17 protein-coding genes are annotated in these 15,466 nt (G+C 60.4%); 10 read left to right on the forward strand and 7 right to left on the reverse strand.

Annotated features, from left to right (window positions below):
- Positions 1–11: 11 nt before the first annotated feature.
- From ISN39_RS17365 to ISN39_RS17375, 3 genes are all read left to right on the forward strand, one after another.
- Complete coding sequence (locus ISN39_RS17365) at positions 12–206, forward strand: lipoprotein (protein ID WP_074070451.1); 195 nt, start codon at positions 12–14, stop codon at positions 204–206.
- Positions 207–218: 12 nt separating this feature from the next.
- Positions 219–1,487: a diaminopimelate decarboxylase gene (lysA, locus tag ISN39_RS17370; RefSeq protein ID WP_194728329.1), complete on the forward strand. Its 1,269-nt coding sequence runs from the start codon at positions 219–221 to the stop codon at positions 1,485–1,487.
- Positions 1,488–1,636: 149 nt separating this feature from the next.
- Positions 1,637–4,300 carry a TIGR02302 family protein gene (locus ISN39_RS17375; protein WP_194728330.1) on the forward strand — a complete coding sequence of 888 codons (2,664 nt, stop codon included), beginning with the start codon at positions 1,637–1,639 and terminating at the stop codon, positions 4,298–4,300.
- A 150-nt stretch (positions 4,301–4,450) separates the two neighbouring features.
- Here the strand turns inward: ISN39_RS17375 and ISN39_RS17380 are convergent, their stop codons facing one another.
- The 3 genes from ISN39_RS17380 to ISN39_RS17390 all read right to left on the reverse strand — a co-directional run bounded on the left by ISN39_RS17380 (position 4,451) and on the right by ISN39_RS17390 (position 6,192).
- Complete coding sequence (locus ISN39_RS17380; protein WP_028740102.1) at positions 4,451–4,810, reverse strand: response regulator; 360 nt, start codon at positions 4,808–4,810, stop codon at positions 4,451–4,453.
- A gap of 120 nt (positions 4,811–4,930) precedes the next feature.
- Complete coding sequence (gene hpt / locus ISN39_RS17385) at positions 4,931–5,473, reverse strand: hypoxanthine phosphoribosyltransferase (protein ID WP_022718085.1); 543 nt, start codon at positions 5,471–5,473, stop codon at positions 4,931–4,933.
- Positions 5,474–5,532: 59 nt separating this feature from the next.
- Positions 5,533–6,192, reverse strand: a complete 660-nt coding sequence (locus tag ISN39_RS17390; RefSeq protein ID WP_194728331.1) for a hypothetical protein — start codon at positions 6,190–6,192, stop codon at positions 5,533–5,535.
- A gap of 206 nt (positions 6,193–6,398) precedes the next feature.
- Here ISN39_RS17390 and ftsE point away from each other — a divergent pair, with 206 nt between their 5' ends.
- The 4 genes from ftsE to ISN39_RS17410 all read left to right on the forward strand — a co-directional run bounded on the left by ftsE (position 6,399) and on the right by ISN39_RS17410 (position 9,732).
- A complete protein-coding gene (ftsE, locus tag ISN39_RS17395; protein ID WP_022718083.1) occupies positions 6,399–7,058 on the forward strand; it encodes a cell division ATP-binding protein FtsE in 660 nt (219 codons plus the stop codon).
- On the forward strand, positions 7,051–8,064 hold the full coding sequence (locus ISN39_RS17400; RefSeq protein WP_022718082.1) for an ABC transporter permease: 1,014 nt from the start codon (positions 7,051–7,053) through the stop codon (positions 8,062–8,064). Before ftsE ends, ISN39_RS17400 begins: the two co-directional genes overlap by 8 nt.
- A 66-nt stretch (positions 8,065–8,130) precedes the next feature.
- On the forward strand, positions 8,131–8,847 hold the full coding sequence (locus tag ISN39_RS17405) for a YdcF family protein (RefSeq protein WP_194728332.1): 717 nt from the start codon (positions 8,131–8,133) through the stop codon (positions 8,845–8,847).
- Between the two features lie 87 nt (positions 8,848–8,934).
- Entirely contained in the window at positions 8,935–9,732 is a 798-nt protein-coding gene (locus tag ISN39_RS17410) for a 1-acyl-sn-glycerol-3-phosphate acyltransferase (RefSeq protein WP_194728333.1), read from the forward strand.
- Here ISN39_RS17410 and ISN39_RS17415 read toward each other — a convergent pair.
- On the reverse strand, positions 9,729–10,259 hold the full coding sequence (locus ISN39_RS17415; RefSeq protein WP_194728334.1) for a gamma-glutamylcyclotransferase: 531 nt from the start codon (positions 10,257–10,259) through the stop codon (positions 9,729–9,731). The genes ISN39_RS17410 and ISN39_RS17415 overlap by 4 nt on opposite strands.
- Positions 10,260–10,311: 52 nt before the next feature.
- On the opposite strand from ISN39_RS17415, the gene ISN39_RS17420 reads away from it, so the two are divergent.
- Complete coding sequence (locus tag ISN39_RS17420) at positions 10,312–11,313, forward strand: DUF2125 domain-containing protein (RefSeq protein ID WP_194728335.1); 1,002 nt, start codon at positions 10,312–10,314, stop codon at positions 11,311–11,313.
- A gap of 3 nt (positions 11,314–11,316) precedes the next feature.
- Here ISN39_RS17420 and ISN39_RS17425 read toward each other — a convergent pair whose 3' ends face one another.
- The 3 genes from ISN39_RS17425 to ISN39_RS17435 all read right to left on the reverse strand — a co-directional run bounded on the left by ISN39_RS17425 (position 11,317) and on the right by ISN39_RS17435 (position 14,218).
- The gene (locus ISN39_RS17425; protein ID WP_074069847.1) at positions 11,317–12,249 is read right to left on the reverse strand and encodes a prephenate/arogenate dehydrogenase family protein; all 933 of its coding nucleotides are present in this window, start codon (positions 12,247–12,249) and stop codon (positions 11,317–11,319) included.
- Complete coding sequence (hisC, locus tag ISN39_RS17430; RefSeq protein WP_194728336.1) at positions 12,246–13,355, reverse strand: histidinol-phosphate transaminase; 1,110 nt, start codon at positions 13,353–13,355, stop codon at positions 12,246–12,248. Before hisC ends, ISN39_RS17425 begins: the two co-directional genes overlap by 4 nt.
- Positions 13,356–13,441: 86 nt before the next feature.
- Positions 13,442–14,218, reverse strand: a complete 777-nt coding sequence (locus tag ISN39_RS17435; protein WP_039847020.1) for a class I SAM-dependent methyltransferase — start codon at positions 14,216–14,218, stop codon at positions 13,442–13,444.
- Between the two features lie 53 nt (positions 14,219–14,271).
- Between ISN39_RS17435 and gloB the strand changes: the two genes are divergently transcribed.
- Together gloB and ISN39_RS17445 are read left to right on the forward strand one after the other, a co-directional pair.
- Positions 14,272–15,042, forward strand: a complete 771-nt coding sequence (gloB, locus tag ISN39_RS17440; protein ID WP_194728337.1) for a hydroxyacylglutathione hydrolase — start codon at positions 14,272–14,274, stop codon at positions 15,040–15,042.
- Positions 15,042–15,464: a cupin domain-containing protein gene (locus ISN39_RS17445; protein ID WP_074069850.1), complete on the forward strand. Its 423-nt coding sequence runs from the start codon at positions 15,042–15,044 to the stop codon at positions 15,462–15,464. The genes gloB and ISN39_RS17445 overlap by 1 nt, the downstream gene beginning before the upstream one ends.
- Positions 15,465–15,466 lie beyond the last annotated feature (2 nt).

A 15,466-nucleotide genomic window follows, 5' to 3' on the forward strand; every position in this document is an offset into this window, starting at 1 on the left:
AGAGGAATCCCATGCAGACCAGCTTGCCGCACCTCATCCGCCTGACGGTTGTCTTTGCCGTCATCGGCCTTGCCGTTGCCGGATGTGGACGCAAAGGCGATCTCGATCCGCCGAGCGCGATGGCAACGAAGGAAGGCGACGTATCGAAGCCGACGAAACAGCCGGGCGCCGTCGACAGGCCATTCCTTCTCGATCCTTTGCTTTGATAGGCACGTCCCGTGAACCACTTCGAATATCGCGACGGCATCCTTTACGCCGAGAACGTCCCCGTTCCGGAGATCGCCAAGGCCGTCGGCACGCCTTTCTATTGCTATTCGACCGCAACGCTTGAGCGCCACTACCGGGTCTTCGCCGAAGCCTTCAGCGATATCGACTCCATGGTCTGCTATGCGATGAAGGCGAATTCGAACCAGGCTGTGTTGATGACTCTCGGCAAGCTCGGCGCCGGCATCGACGTCGTGTCCGAAGGCGAATTACGCCGCGCGCTTGCTGCCGGCATCCCGGCAAGCCGCATCATGTTCTCCGGCGTCGGCAAGACGCCCCGTGAGATGGACTTCGCGCTCGAGGCCGGCATCTACTGCTTCAATGTCGAATCCGAACCGGAACTCGAAATCCTCAATCAGCGCGCGGTCAAGGCCGGCAGGAAGGCGCCGGTCTCCTTCCGCATCAATCCGGACGTCGATGCGAAGACGCATTCGAAGATCTCGACCGGCAAGAAGGAAAACAAGTTCGGCATTTCCTGGGAACGCGCTCGCGCCGTCTATGCGCAAGCCGCCAAGCTGCCCGGTATCGAAGTCACCGGCATCGACATGCATATCGGCAGCCAGATCACCGAGCTGCAGCCCTTCGACGATGCCTTCAAGCTGTTGCGCGAACTGGTCGACACCCTGCGTGCCGACGGCCACGACATCCACCATGTCGATATTGGCGGCGGCCTCGGCATTCCTTACAAGGAAGACAACGAGCCGCCGCCGCTGCCGGATGCCTACGCGGCCATCGTCAAGAACCAGCTCCGCGGGCTGAACTGCAAGATCGTGACTGAACCGGGCCGCCTGATCGTCGGCAACGCCGGCATTCTCGTTACCGAAGTTATCTATGTAAAGGACGGTGGCGAAAAGACCTTCGTCATTGTCGATGCGGCAATGAACGATCTGATCCGCCCGACGCTTTACGACGCCTGGCACGAAATCCGGCCCGTCGTGATCTCGGCGGCAAATGCTCCGCGCATCAAGGCCGATATCGTGGGGCCGGTTTGCGAGACCGGGGACTATCTGGCGCTCGATCGAGAGATGGCGATGCCGAAGCCGGGCGATCTCTTTGCGGTCAGTTCCGGCGGCGCCTATGGCGCAGTGCAGGCAGGCACCTACAACAGCCGCCTGCTGGTGCCAGAAGTTCTGGTGAAGGGCGCCGATTTCCATGTAATTCGGCCTCGCCGAACCTATGAAGAACTGATCGGCCTCGACTCCGTACCTGCCTGGATCGAGTGACAGCCTCATCACTTTTTGGCGAATAGAGGTGAAAAAACGGCTTTGCCGACCGCCTGCCCTCGCCTTCGCCACAAAGAGTGTTATCTTTTCTTCATGCGAGCATATTGCCTAGCAAGCGCCGGAAGCGCCCTCCATTACTCCAGCATCAAATGGCGGAGACCGGATTGACGAACAGCCCCCGCAGGCAAAGACATGGCACGTATGCCCTTCGGCCCTCTCTCGCGAGGCTCGTAGCGGTAAAGCGGTTCTTTGCGCGCCTGGTACTTGTATCCGAGCAGGTCCTGCCACCGCTTGTCCCGGTTCTTTCCGTCGTTGCCTTCTATCTGGCAGCGTCCTGGTTCGGCCTCTTCCGCTCCGTTCCTGACTTCATGCGTGTCGGGCTGCTGATTGCCTTCGCCATCGCCTTCCTCGCCGCGCTCATCCCATTTCGCAATCTCCGCTGGCCCAATACCGCCGAAGCCGACCACCTGCTCGAGGAGCGCAACGGCCTACCGCATCAGCCGGTGACGGTGCAGGAAGATGAACCGGCCTTCGACACGCCCTTCGCAAAGGCGCTTTGGCGCGAACATCAGACGCGGATGGCGAAGACGATAGCAGCCCTCGACACTGGCTTCCCCCGCCCGGACATCGCAACCCACGACCGTTTCGCGCTGCGTGCCATCCCGGCCCTCCTTCTCGTCACGGCCTTCGGTTACTCGCTTTCGACCAACGGCGGCTCAATCACCGACGCGCTGCAGCCACCCGTCGCGCCGGCAGCGACCGATCCGGCTGTGCGTATCGACGCATGGGTCACCCCGCCCTCCTATACCAGCCGCGCTCCAGTCTATCTGACGGCAACCGGCACTGAGCAGGCGATCAACATTCCGCAGTTCTCGAACCTGACCGTTCGCGTCAGCGGCGGGCAGACGGACGAAAAGGTCGTATTCAGGAAAGAGAGCGGCGAGGTGCGGGAAATCGCAGCCGAGGCAAAGGCAAATCAGCAGCCTGGTGCTGCACCGCAGGCGAAGCCACAGACTCCTGCCACGCCAGCACTTGCCGCACAGACACATTTGATGAAGCTTGAGGAAAACGGTGCGCTGCTCGTCAATGGCCGCAGGTGGAACTTCAATGTCATTCCCGACAAGGCACCCGAGATTGCTTTCGACGGATTGCCCAAACCCAGCGTAAACGGCGCGCTGGAAATCGGCTTCACGGTAAAGGATGATTACGGCGTGCAGGAAGCGCGTGCGGAAATCCTGCCGGCCCAATCCGATCCGGAGGCAAAGCCGCTTTATCCACTCCCCGATTTCCGGCTCGACATTCCGCGCCGCAACGCGCGTGATGCCAAGGCCGTGACCAGCAAAAACCTGACCGAACACCCGCTGGCCGGAAAGCGCGTACGCGTTACGCTGGTTGCCAAGGATGCGGCCGGCCAGACCGGCCGGAGCCCGCCGCATGAAATGACGCTGCCGTCACGGCCGTTCAACGAACCGCTGGCCGCAGCCGTTGCGGAAGAACGCCAGGTTTTCGCACTCGATACCCGCAAGATGCCGGAAGCGATCGCTCTCAACGAGGCGCTGACGATCCGTCCTGAAGAAACGATTCCTAGGCTCACCAACTATCTGCTGCTGCAATCGGCGCACACGCGCATGAAGCTCGCCAAGGGCGACGAGCAGTTGAAGGATACGGCCGACTATCTCTGGGATATCGCGATCGGCATGGAGGACGGCGACCTTTCGCTTGCGGAACGCAACCTGCGCAACGCCCAGCAGAATCTCGCCGACGCGCTTCAGCGCAATGCGCCGGACCCGGAGATCAAGAAGCTCATGGACGAGCTTCGCAAGGCGATGAACGAATACATGAAGGAACTGGCTCAGCGCATGCAGAATGCGCCGATGCAGCCGAATCAGAACGCGCAGAACGTCATCCGCCAGCAGGATCTGGAGCGCATGATGGACCAGATCGAGAATCTGGCCCGTTCAGGCAACCGCGATGCCGCTCAGCAGATGCTTTCAGAATTGCAGCGCATGATGAACAACCTGCAGGCAGGCAGGCCGCAACAGGGCCAGCAACAGCAGGGCGACAACAGCCAGATGCGCCAGCAGATGGACAAGCTTGGCCAGATCCTCCGCGACCAGCAGAAGCTGATGGAGCAGACCTTCAAGCTGGACCAACAGTTGAAGGACCGTATGCAGCGCGGCGACCCGAATATGGGTATGAACGATCCGCTGCTTGACCAGATGATGCCAGGCCAGGATGGCCAGCCGCAGGATCAGCAGCAGGGGCAGAACGGCGAACAGGGGCAGTCACCGTCGGAGCAGATGACTGAGGAGCAATTGCGCGACGCGTTGAAACAGCTCCGAGCACAGCAGGATGCGCTTGGCAAGCAGCTCGGCGAACTGCAGAAGGGCCTTGGCGAGATGGGTATGAAGCCCGGCCCGGCCTTTGGTCAGGCACAGCGCGAAATGGAAGGTGCCGGGCGCGAACTCGGCCAGGGCCGCGGCGAACCGGCCCTCCAGGGCCAGGGCCGCGCGCTGGAAGCGTTGCGCCAGGGCGCCCGGGACATGATGAACCAGATGATGCAGGCGCAACAGGGCCAGCAAGGCCAAGGGCCACAAGGTCAGGTTGGCCAGGGCAACCAGAACGGCCGCGATCCGCTCGGTCGTCCGCGTCGCGCAGAGGGTCCCGATTTCGGCGAGCAAGTGAAGGTACCCGACGAAATCGACGTGCAGCGCGCACGCGAAATTCTCGATGCGATCCGCGAAAAGCTCGGCAACAACCCGCCGCAGGAGATGGAGCGGCGCTATCTGGAACGGCTGCTGGATATTCAGTAGCTGAACTTGGATCGCGATGCGCCATCCAACTCCTTGGGTGCAGACGATTCTCTTTCAAACGATGATTCGCTCACGGCGCTGACGCAGCGTGGCGGGATTCCTGTCACAAGGACAGGAATGGGGAGCAGGGGAAGGTGCCGCCAACCCGCCTCACGCAGCCAGCGCCCGGGCAACCGCTTTTCGGATGTCTGGAAGTGCAAACGGCTTCGACACGACGTCGACGATCTTTTCTGCAAGGTCATCGGCCCGTTCGCGCTGCTCGGCATAGCCCGTCATCAGCAGGATTTTGAGCGCCGGAAAGGCGGATTTCGCCTGATGCGCAAGCTCGATGCCGTCCATGACCGGCATGCGGATATCCGAAAGCAGTAGATCGTAGATCCCGTCCTTCAGCTTCTCCAGTCCCTCGGCGCCATCGGCGGCTTCGTCGGTCTCATGACCGTCAAGGCGCAAGGCCCGGGCGACGAAAGAGCGAAGCGAATCTTCGTCTTCCGTGATCAGAATTTTTGCCATGATGTGCATCGCTCCGTCTTCATGCCCCGGAACGGAAATTGCACGGCGTTCCTTTTCGATCGGTAAACGAAAGAAGGCGATGGAAGGGATGGTTAACAACCCGTCTTATCCTCGATGAGATCAGGCGTCGCCGGTAACCACGCCGACGTAGGGCAGCTCACGGAAGGCATAGGCGACGTCCATGCCGTAGCCGACGACGAAATAATCCGGGCATTCGAAGCCGACATAGTCTGCCTCGAGCTTTTCTTTGCGCTTGACGCTCTTGTCGAGCAGCACGGCGATGCTGACGTTGCGCGCGCCGCGTTCGTAGAGCAGTTCCTTGGCGAAAAGCAGCGTGCGGCCGGATTCGAGGATGTCGTCGATCAGCAACACGTCGCGATCTTTCACGTCGCTGTCGATATCCTTGACGATGCGGACGCCCTGAGAAACCGTTCCCGTGCCGTAGCTGGAAAGCGTGATGAATTCGACTTCAGGCGCAAGCCCGCTGTCGTGTAGCGCGCGGATGAGGTCTGCGGCGAAAATGAACGACCCCTTTAACACGGCAATGACGAGCAGGTCCTTTGTCGGACCCGCAGCAATGTGCTTTGCCATCGCGTGATTGCGTTCGGCAATCTGCTCGGCAGTGAAAAGCGGTTCGATAATTTTTCCGCGCACGACAGGCATACGGCTAGCTCCATGAAACGAAGGGTAAGCCGTTAGCACATTAGAAGGGCAGAAACACCCTAAGGCATGAACGAAAGCCGGACTTCCGGCATTTTTCCGCCAGAGTGCTGCACGCGTGCCGAAAAGCCGCGGCTCTCGCCACCATAGATGACGTCTGCTGGCGGATTGATGACCATGCTGGTCACCAGCCGCTCGCCGCTCATCAGATCGGCGCGGATCGGCCGCACGGTCTGTGTGGTACCACTGCCGTTTTCGATGATGCCGTTGATAACCAGGATGCGCATACCATTTGCCTCGCGCGGCGCCACCGTGACATGCGTGAAGTGAAGCGGCGAGGTCAAGGCAGCAGTATCGCTCCCCGCCAGGCCGGAGAAACCGCCCGTCAGGCCGAAAACGAGAACGAAAAGCATGAAGACCAGGGCTATAAAGCTCTTGAGCGACGCCTGCTGCAGCCATTCTTCTGCGATCGCGAGAAACATAGTCGCCTTCGAGAAAGCCGCAGGCGTCGCAGGCAACTTGGCAGCGGCAGCGGCGCGCTTACGATTGTCATTGAAACTTTTGGCGTTGAAGCCTTGGCTCCGGTTGCCGATAACGACGAATTCGGCATCGGCGACATCAGTCGGACGGCCAGGATAGCGGGGCTGACGCGCGGCAGGCTCCGGCGGCAAGAAATCGTAGGCGTTGCTCGGCGCGCGGCGCCTGAAGGCGGATGCTTCCATGTTGACGGTCTCTCCCATCTCCACATGGTTTCAGTGCACGGTTAAAATCCGGCATTGAAACGAATCCTGCACAGTCGTAAATTTTAATGGTTAATGCTTCGCTAAGCTTGCCTTCAAACAGGCATGTTTCCGACGAAATTCACTGATTGTTAACGGTGTTGGTTAACAAGTCGATGGCGTGAAACCATGAAAGACTGGGCTGCCCGTTGATCCATTTCGAGAATGTCGGTTTGCGTTACGGCATGGGGCCGGAGATTCTCCGGGACCTCACCTTCGATATTCCGAAAAAGTCCTTTCAGTTCCTGACCGGCCCCTCTGGCGCCGGCAAGACGACGCTTCTACGCCTGCTTTTTATGTCGCTGCAGCCGACGCGCGGCTTGATCCGCATGTTCGGACGCGACATTTCCGACATCCCGCGGCCGGAGCTGCCGCTGCTTCGCCGCCGCGTGGGTATCGTCTTCCAGGATTTCCGCCTGCTCGATCATCTCACGACCTATGAGAATGTCGCACTGCCGCTTCGTGTACGCGGCAAGGACGAGAGCTCTTATAAGACAGACGTGCTCGAACTGCTGAAATGGGTGGGGCTCGGCGAGCGTATCAATGTGCTTCCGCCGGTGCTTTCCGGCGGCGAGAAACAGCGCGCGGCGATCGCCCGCGCGCTGATCGACCGGCCCGAGGTTCTGCTTGCCGACGAGCCGACCGGCAACGTCGATCCGCCGATGGCACGCCGCCTGTTGAACCTCTTTCTCGAACTCAACCGCCTTGGTACAGCTGTCGTGATCGCAACTCACGATCTGACATTGATGGACCAGGTGGAAGCCCGCCGCATGATCCTTTCGGAAGGGCATCTTGACGTCTATGATTGAGCCCGCATCAAAGAACCGCGCGCAAAGCGCCGCCCAAGCACAGCAGAAGCGGGCGGAGATGCGCGTGCGGCCAACGGCGCCGATCCTTCCGCCCTCGAATATCCAGGGCAACGCACTGACGGTGGTCATCGCCATCATGGCCTTCCTCGCCTGCCTGACGCTTGGCGGCGTCAGCATGGTGCGTTCGACAGCGGCCAGCTGGGAGAGCCAGATTTCCCGCGAGATCACCATCCAGATCAAGCCGGACGACGGCCTCGATATGGAAAAGGCGCTAACGCAGGCACGCGATATCGCCATGACCTTTGTCGGCACCAAAAGCGGCCAGATCGTCGATGAGGCGGCAACGGCCCGTCTGCTGGAGCCATGGCTCGGCAGCGGCCTAGACATCAAGGAGCTTCCCGTCCCCCGCCTCGTGATTATAACCATCGACGAGACGAACCCGCCCGATTTTGACGCGATGCGCTCACTTTTGAAGGAGAGCATCCCTCAGGCGTCGCTGGACGATCACCGCACATGGGTCGATCGCCTCGTTTCAATGGCGCATACAACGGTGATGCTCGGCACCGGCGTGCTGCTGCTCGTCTTCATCGCCATGGTGCTGACGGTCGTCTTTGCGACACGTGGCGCGCTTTCCGGCAACCGCCATATCGTCGAGGTCTTGCATTTCGTGGGCGCCGAAAGTTCCTTCGTCGCGACTGAATTCCAGAAGCATTTCCTGAAGATCAGTCTCAAGGGATCGGCAATCGGCAGCGCTTTGGCAGCTCTCTTTTTCTTAGCGGCAGGCTTCCTGCAGAGCCGCACGATTGCGACGCCGCAGACCGATCAAGCCACGGCTCTCTTCGGCACCTTCTCGGTCGGAGCCCTTGGCTACCTCGGCATTTTTGCGACGATGATCGTCATTGCATTGCTGACGACGCTCACAGCGCGGCTGACCGTGATGCGCACGATCTATGAAATCGATACGCTGCGCTCCGACCCGACCCGAAGCGATGGCATCGCGAATTGAACGGCTCAGTCTTTTTTGCCACGAAAGTGTCTGTTCCCTGCCGCAATCTGCATATATTCACGATTTATGACCATGGGCCATACTAGACGCACTCCGATTCGTCCCGACCCGGCGCTAGCCAGCTACGGTGTCGAAACCCTGCGTCGTGGTCCCCTACGCCGGATGTTGCGATGGGGCGGATTCGCCTTCGTCCTGGCGACCGCGCTGCTTTTCGTCGGCTTCCTGCGGTTCGCCGATTCCGTAACCACCTTGAAACCTCCGGCCGAACCGAGGGCCGACGCCATCGTCGTTTTGACAGGCGGCTATCAGCGCATCGATCAGGCCGTCGAACTGCTGGAGAAAGGCGCGGGCAAGCGGCTGCTCATATCGGGCGTTCATCCGTCGACAACGCCGGGGCAGATACGCAAAACCACATCGGCGTCTGCTGATCTTTTCGATTGCTGCGTCGACATCGGCTATGACGCAATCGACACGATCGGCAATGCGCAGGAAGCCGCAAACTGGATCCATGCTAAAGGCTACAAGAGCGTTCTGGTCGTCACCAACAACTACCACATGCCACGCAGTCTCGCGGAACTCGCCTACGTCGATGCCGATACGCAGTTCATCCCCTACCCGGTCGTCAATTCCGACCTGAAGACCAGGGCCTGGTTCACCGATCCAAATGCGCTTCGCGTCATGCTCGCCGAATATGCCAAGGTGCTTCTGGCAGGCGCGCGCAACATCACCGGCTTCGGGCGCCATCCGGGCCTTCGCTCGGCAAGCATCACCGGTCCGAGCTGATTTCCATCGAGCGCTTTTTATGAGAGCCATTATCGTGTAGGCAGGGCCAGCCCGCCGTTTGCGCGGATACTGGCTTTGGAAAATTTCATGATCGCCCTGCGTTCCGTTCTCTTCAACACGATCTTCTACGCCAACCTCATCATCCGGATGATCGTGCTTTCGCCCTATTATTTCGTCGTGCCTCGCAAGACCGCCTATGCGATCCCCAAGAACTGGGCGCTTTCGAACCATTGGCTGATGGAAAAGATCGTCGGGACGACCTTCGAGATCGATGGCATAGAGAACCTGCCGGACGGCAGCTACATCCTCGCCCCTAAGCACCAGTCCTTCTGGGACACCTATGCACTGCTGCCCTGGTTGAAAGACCCGGTTTACATCCTCAAGCGCGAATTGATGTGGATCCCGCTTTTCGGCTGGTATGCGAAAAAACAGCGGATGATCCCGGTCGATCGCGGCGCACGCGGCAAGGTCATGGTCGAGGTGCTGAAGCGCACAAAGGAAGAGCTTGCGACAGGCCGTCAGCTGATCATCTATCCGGAAGGGACGCGCCGGCCTCCGGGCGCAGAACCGCTCTACAAATACGGCATTGCCCGCATGTATCGGGATCTCGGCATTCCGGTCGTGCCGGTGGCCATGCATCCCGGCCTTTTCTGGCCGCGCCGCAGCGCCGTGCGCCGTCCGGGCCATTTCAAGGTTCGCATCCTGCCTGCCATTCCGCCGGGCATGGATCCGGATGCGTTCTTCGAGCACCTAATCGATGTGACCGAGAAGGCGAGCGACGAACTGCTGGTCGATACGGTGGCGCGCAATCCGCACTTGCCACTGCCGCCGACCGCCGTCGAGAGACTGGCGCAATTGCGGAAGGCAACGGCAGCTTCTGCCTAAGCGGCCCGCAGCCGCTCGACCTCGCCGGCGACCCGTTCCAGCCAATGGTCGCGAATGCCCATCTCCTTAAGATGCGAGAGCGTATTGAAAACATAGGCGTCGTTCGAACCTGACTGACCCTTTGCCGCGTGCACCGTGCGCGCAGCTACAGAGGCATCAAGTGCGCCGGCATACTGGGCGTGGTCGCGATCAACGATGTAGGCAATTGCCTTGATGTTGCGTCGGCCGGGAAGCGATAGCGGCACATGCCGCTCGAGATAGACGTTGGTGACGAGCTCGCGGGCGCGCAGATAGTCCATCACCTCGCCGCGCCTTTCCAAGGCCACGCGAAACGCTATGCCGCGGCAGGAGCCGCCGCGATCGAGGCCTAGCACGAGACCTGGGTTTTGCTGCGTGCCGCGGTGAACCCAGGAATGGACGCATAGTGATCGCCGGTAGCCGTAAACGAGAGCCTGAGAGCGCTCAAGAAACTCGAAGCCCGGATTCCACATCAGCGATCCGTAGCCAAATACCCAAAATTCGTCCATATCGCAGGCCAGACCGAAATTCCCATTCGCGATTCACCATTGGAGAACCATCATGGCAGCGTCAAGCCAATCCGGCAGCGGCAGAAAATTCTGGTTGCTCGGCTTGGGCATCGTTCTGGTGATCGCGGTCTATACCGGCGGCTGGTTTTACGCAGCCGCCCACCTCAAGGAGACCGTGCTCAAGGTTATTGCGCCGCGCAGCACGGCGGGCGTCAGCGGCGAATGCGCCGATATCGACTTTCGCGGCTATCCGTTCCGCATTGGCCTCTATTGCTCGAAAGTGGGTGTGGATGACAACACGAACGGCGTCTCCGCTTCCTTTGGCGAACTTCGTTCCGCAGCCCAGGTTTACGCGCCGGGCCATATCGTCTGGGAACTCGATTCGCCGGCTGAAATCCGCACGGCAAACGGCCTTTCGATCTCGGCGCAGTGGGCAAACCTGCAATCCAGCCTGGTGACGAGGCTGAGGGGCATCGATCGCACCTCCATGATCATCGACGGCCTGAAGGCGACCGCTGTTTCCTCCTATACCGGGCAAACGGTCAATGTCGATGCAGGACGCACGGAAGTCCATCTCCGCCAGAATGCAGGCGATCTCGACGGTGCCTTCTCACTCCAGGATGCAAATGCCGTCATCAAGGACTGGCCGCAGGTCTTCCCGAAATTCTCGGCGAGCGCCGATATCACCCTTGCAGGCAAAGGCGGAATGATCGACGGAAGCGATCCGCAAGGGCTTTATGGGGCAAGCGGAGAGCTGCGCAAGGCCGTCGCCGATATCGGCGACGGCAAGGTGATGAGTTTGACGGGCCCCTTCTCCTTCGATGAGCAAGGCTTTTTGTCCGGAAAGTTCAAGCTGGAGATCGAGCAACTCGGCCCCTGGCGCGACAGCCTGAAAAAGGCCCTCCCGGAAATCGCCAAGACCGTCGATACCGCCGCCAAGCTTCTAAAGGCGCTCGCGGTCGGCGGCGACAGGGTTTCGGTCGACCTCGTCGTCCAGCACGGCAATGCCACCGTAGGCGGCTTCATCCCGCTCGGCACGATTCCGCCGATCTGAGGCTCAGTTCGTCTTCGTGTCCTGCGCATGTGGGCGGCCAAAGTCTGGCGTATCCACATCCTGTCCCGCCTGGACGATCGAGCGGCGGATTGCGCGAGTGCGGCTGAAGAGCTCGAAAAGCTTGTCGCCCTCGCCCCAGCGGATCGCGCGCTGCAGATAGGCAAGATCTTCCGAAAAGCGCGCCAGCATTTCAAGGATCGCATCCTTGTTGTGCAGGCAGACGTCGCGCCACATCGTCGGATCGGAGGCCGCAAGGCGCGTAAAGTCGCGAAAGCCGGAGGCGGAGTATTTGATGACTTCCGATTCCGTCACGGTTTCCAGATCGTCGGCCGTGCCGACAATATTGTAGGCAATGATGTGCGGCAGGTGCGAGACGATGGCGAGCACCTTGTCGTGGTGGTCGGCGTCCATCTCATCGACCTTGGAGCCAAGGCTTTCCCAGAATTTACGAAGCTTCTTGAGCGCACCCTCATCCGTGCCTGCAATCGGCGTGAAGATGCACCAGCGGCCTTCGAAAAGGCCTGGGAAGCCGGCGTCGGGACCGGATTTTTCCGTACCGGCCAGCGGATGGCCGGGGATGAAGTGCACATGCGGTGGCATATGCGGCTGCATCTGCGCGATGACCGACGCCTTGGTAGATCCGACGTCGGTGACGATCGCCCCCGGCTTCACGCTTCCTGCGATTTCCTTGGCAACACTTTCCGAGGCGCCGACCGGCACGGACACGATGACGAGATCGGCATTCTCGGCGGCCTCGGCCGACGAAGTCGTATAACGGCTTCCGAGCTGCAATTCCTCGGCACGCTTCAGCGTTTCGGCACTGCGCGTTGCCACGACGACTTCGTTGGCGAGCCCCAGTCGCTTGATGTCGTGGGCGATCGAGGAGCCGATCAGCCCGATGCCGATCAGCGCGATGCGATCAAACTGCGCTGTCATGCCGGGCGTCCCATGAATTCGCCGAGCGCTTCGATGACGCCGCGATTGGCTTCTTCGGGGCCAATGCTCATGCGGAGTGAATTGGGGAAGCCGTAGCTACGAACCGCCCGCAGGACATAGCCACGGCTCGTCAGAAAATCGTCGGCATCGGCAGCGCGCTTGCCGTCGACATCCGGAAAATGGATGAGGACGAAGTTGGTCACCGACGGCGTAACCTTGAGACCGATCGTTTCGAGCGCTCCGGTAACCTTCTCGATCCACATTTGGTTGAAGGAGGTCGCCTCTTGAACGAAGGCCTGATCGCGGATCGCCGCGGCGCCGGCCGCGATCGCCGGCGTATTCATGTTGAACGGGCCGCGCACGCGGTTCAGCGCATCGATGATCTCGGCAGGCGCATACATCCAGCCGACGCGGAGCGCGGCAAGCCCATAGACCTTCGAGAAGGTGCGGGTCATGACGACGTTCGCGTTCGAGGAGACGACCTCGATGCCGGATTCATAGTCGTTGCGCCGGACATATTCGGCATAGGCCGCATCGAGCACCAGGACGACATGCTTCGGCAGACCGGCCTGCAGGCGGCGGACTTCGCTGACCGGGATATAGGTACCGGTTGGATTGCCAGGATTGGCGATGAAGACGATCTTCGTCTTGTCTGTCACGGCGGCAAGGATCGCGTCGACATCGACGGTATGATCCGTCTCCTTCACCACGACAGGCGCTGCGCCCGCGCCCATGATCTGAATCTTGTAAACGAGGAAGCCGTGCTCGGTGATGATGCCTTCGTCACCGGGGCTGAGATAAACGTGGCAGAGCAAGCCGAGTAGTTCGTCCGAGCCGTTGCCACACATGATGTTAGCCGGATTCAGGCCATGAACCGCAGCGATCGCCTCGCGCAATTCGATCGCCTGCCCGTCCGGATAGCGCTCGAGATGGCCGGCGGCCGAACGGAAGGCTTCTATGGCCTTCGGGCTCGCACCAAGCGGCGTTTCGTTGGAGGAGAGCTTGTAGACGCGGGCGACGCCTGGTGCATGTTCCTTGCCCGGCACATAGGCTGCAATATCGAGGATACCGGGACGCGGAACAGGCTTGCTCATCTCAACGCTCATGGGATCGACCTTGAAAAAACGCCGGAAATTCCGGCCGGAATTGCCCTGTGGCAATAAAGCGGAAAGCGGCCTTTGTCGAGTGAGACTTAACGGCTGCGTGTCGTCGGAACACCATGCGGCGCAAGAACCGGCACGAAGACGCGGCGCGAAGCCCGTGCGGCTACCGGCAGGCCCTGATAGAGCCGCTTCTGTGCCTCGACGATGATGACGCCTGAAAAGGCCGGCCAGAGTGTGCGGCCAATGCGTTCGAAGGCGCGGCGAAGGCTGAGAACCGTGCGAAGCTTCGACGGCGGGAAGAACAGCGCCTCGGCGGTCGCGCCGGGCGTGAAATTCGTCTCGCGCAGCAGATGCGTGAGTTGACCCCGCGAATAGGGGCGCCCGGAGCCGAAAGGCGTATGTTCCATGCGCGCCCAGACGCCGCGCCGGTTCGGCACCACGATGACGAGGCGTCCGCCGGGCGCAAGCACGCGCCAGAGCTCCTTCAAGGTCTCCCGCGGGCTTTCGGCGAATTCCAGCGAATGGACCATCAGCACACGATCAATGGACGAATCGGGAAGCGGCAGTTCTTCGTCGAAGATCAGTGCTGTCGACGACAACGACCCCACCGGCCAGTTCACGGCGCCCTGCCCGGCTGGCATGAAGGCGAAGGTGCGCTCGGTATCGGCGCTGAACCGGTCGAGGAAGGGAACGGCATAGCCGATGCCGACGAGCCGCTCCTGCGGCAGGCGCACCCAAAGCGACGACAGCGCCATGGCAATCGAGTGCTCGGCAAGGCGGCCGAGCTCGGAGTGATAGAACTGGCGCAGATCGACAATATCCGTGTGCATCGCAATAAATGTTATCAGCGGGCGATTGGACTTCAAGGCCGGAGCCTCTACATTCCGGACATGTTCGTGGGAAAGAGGCCGCTTGGACAATGAAACCTTTGGAATTAGAAGTTTTTCTTTGCCGATCCGATAATTTCGGCGTTCTCGTGCATGATCCGGAGTCCGGGCTGACGGCATCGATCGACGCGCCGGAAGAGGCGGCCGTGGCAGCGGCTGCTAAACGGCGCGGCTGGAAGATTTCGCACATCTTCGCCACGCATCACCACACCGACCACGTGGAAGGCAATCTGGCGTTGAAGGAGCAATTCGGCTGCGAGATCATCGGTCCGGTCAACGAAGCCGTGGCAATTCCCGGCCTCGACAAATCGATGGCCGATGGCGATAGCTTTCCCTTCGGCGACCATATGGTCAACGTCATCGAAACGCCGGGCCATACCGTCGGCCATATCTGTTACCATTTCGCTGACGACAAGCTGCTTTTTGCCGCCGATACGCTCTTTGCACTGGGCTGCGGCCGCCTCTTGGAGCGCCCGGCCGCGGATATGTGGCATTCGCTGCAGAAGCTGGCCGTGCTGCCAGACGAGACGGCGATCTATTTCGGCCATGAATATACGCTTTCGAACGCTCGTTTCGCTTTGACGATCGATCCGGACAACGAGCGGCTGAAGACGCGTGCTGCGGAGATCGAGGCTCTGCGCGCCGAAGGCAGGTTCACGATCCCGACGACGCTGGGCCTGGAAAAGGAAACCAACCCTTTTCTTCGCGCTGCCGATCCCGCCATCCGCCGCAATCTCCTGATGGAAAGCAAGACGAACGAGGAAGTCTTTGCGGAGATCCGCAGGCGCAAGGACAATTTCTGATGTCTCCCGACGATATTATAGAAGCGCTTTCGATGCAGCCGCATCCGGAAGGCGGCTGGTACGTGCAGACGTTTCGCGATGGCAATGGCAAGGATCGAGGGCACTCGACGGCAATCTACTATCTGCTGAAAGCCGGGCAACGTTCGCACTGGCATCGCGTTCACGATGCGGCGGAGGTCTGGCATTATTACGCCGGTGCGCCCTTGGCACTCCACAGGTCCGCAGACGGCGCGGAAAGCGAAACCTTGATGCTCGGCATCGACCTGGCAAATGGTGAGCGTCCGCAAGCAATCATTCCGGCAAACTGGTGGCAATCGGCAGAAACGCTTGGCGAATACACGCTCGTTGGCTGTACGGTGGCGCCGGGCTTCGAGTTCTCGAAATTCGAAATGGCACCGATGGATTGGAAACCGGGCGGCTGAGA

The organism is Rhizobium sp. 007, assembly GCF_015353075.1.
Taxonomy (GTDB): domain Bacteria; phylum Pseudomonadota; class Alphaproteobacteria; order Rhizobiales; family Rhizobiaceae; genus Rhizobium.

Bases quoted from the DNA above. Each gene is read 5' to 3' on its own strand.
- ISN39_RS17365 (WP_074070451.1), top strand. From the start codon at position 12: ATGCAGACCAGCTTGCCGCACCTCATCCGCCTGACGGTTGTCTTTGCC.
- ISN39_RS17375 (WP_194728330.1), top strand. From the start codon at position 1,637: ATGGCGGAGACCGGATTGACGAACAGCCCCCGCAGGCAAAGACATGGC.
- ISN39_RS17380 (WP_028740102.1), bottom strand. From the start codon at position 4,810: ATGGCAAAAATTCTGATCACGGAAGACGAAGATTCGCTTCGCTCTTTC.
- hpt (WP_022718085.1), bottom strand. From the start codon at position 5,473: ATGCCTGTCGTGCGCGGAAAAATTATCGAACCGCTTTTCACTGCCGAG.
- ISN39_RS17390 (WP_194728331.1), bottom strand. From the start codon at position 6,192: ATGGAAGCATCCGCCTTCAGGCGCCGCGCGCCGAGCAACGCCTACGAT.
- ISN39_RS17400 (WP_022718082.1), top strand. From the start codon at position 7,051: ATGATTGAGCCCGCATCAAAGAACCGCGCGCAAAGCGCCGCCCAAGCA.
- ISN39_RS17405 (WP_194728332.1), top strand. From the start codon at position 8,131: ATGACCATGGGCCATACTAGACGCACTCCGATTCGTCCCGACCCGGCG.
- ISN39_RS17410 (WP_194728333.1), top strand. From the start codon at position 8,935: ATGATCGCCCTGCGTTCCGTTCTCTTCAACACGATCTTCTACGCCAAC.
- ISN39_RS17415 (WP_194728334.1), bottom strand. From the start codon at position 10,259: ATGGACGAATTTTGGGTATTTGGCTACGGATCGCTGATGTGGAATCCG.
- ISN39_RS17420 (WP_194728335.1), top strand. From the start codon at position 10,312: ATGGCAGCGTCAAGCCAATCCGGCAGCGGCAGAAAATTCTGGTTGCTC.
- ISN39_RS17425 (WP_074069847.1), bottom strand. From the start codon at position 12,249: ATGACAGCGCAGTTTGATCGCATCGCGCTGATCGGCATCGGGCTGATC.
- hisC (WP_194728336.1), bottom strand. From the start codon at position 13,355: ATGAGCGTTGAGATGAGCAAGCCTGTTCCGCGTCCCGGTATCCTCGAT.
- gloB (WP_194728337.1), top strand. From the start codon at position 14,272: ATGAAACCTTTGGAATTAGAAGTTTTTCTTTGCCGATCCGATAATTTC.
- ISN39_RS17445 (WP_074069850.1), top strand. From the start codon at position 15,042: ATGTCTCCCGACGATATTATAGAAGCGCTTTCGATGCAGCCGCATCCG.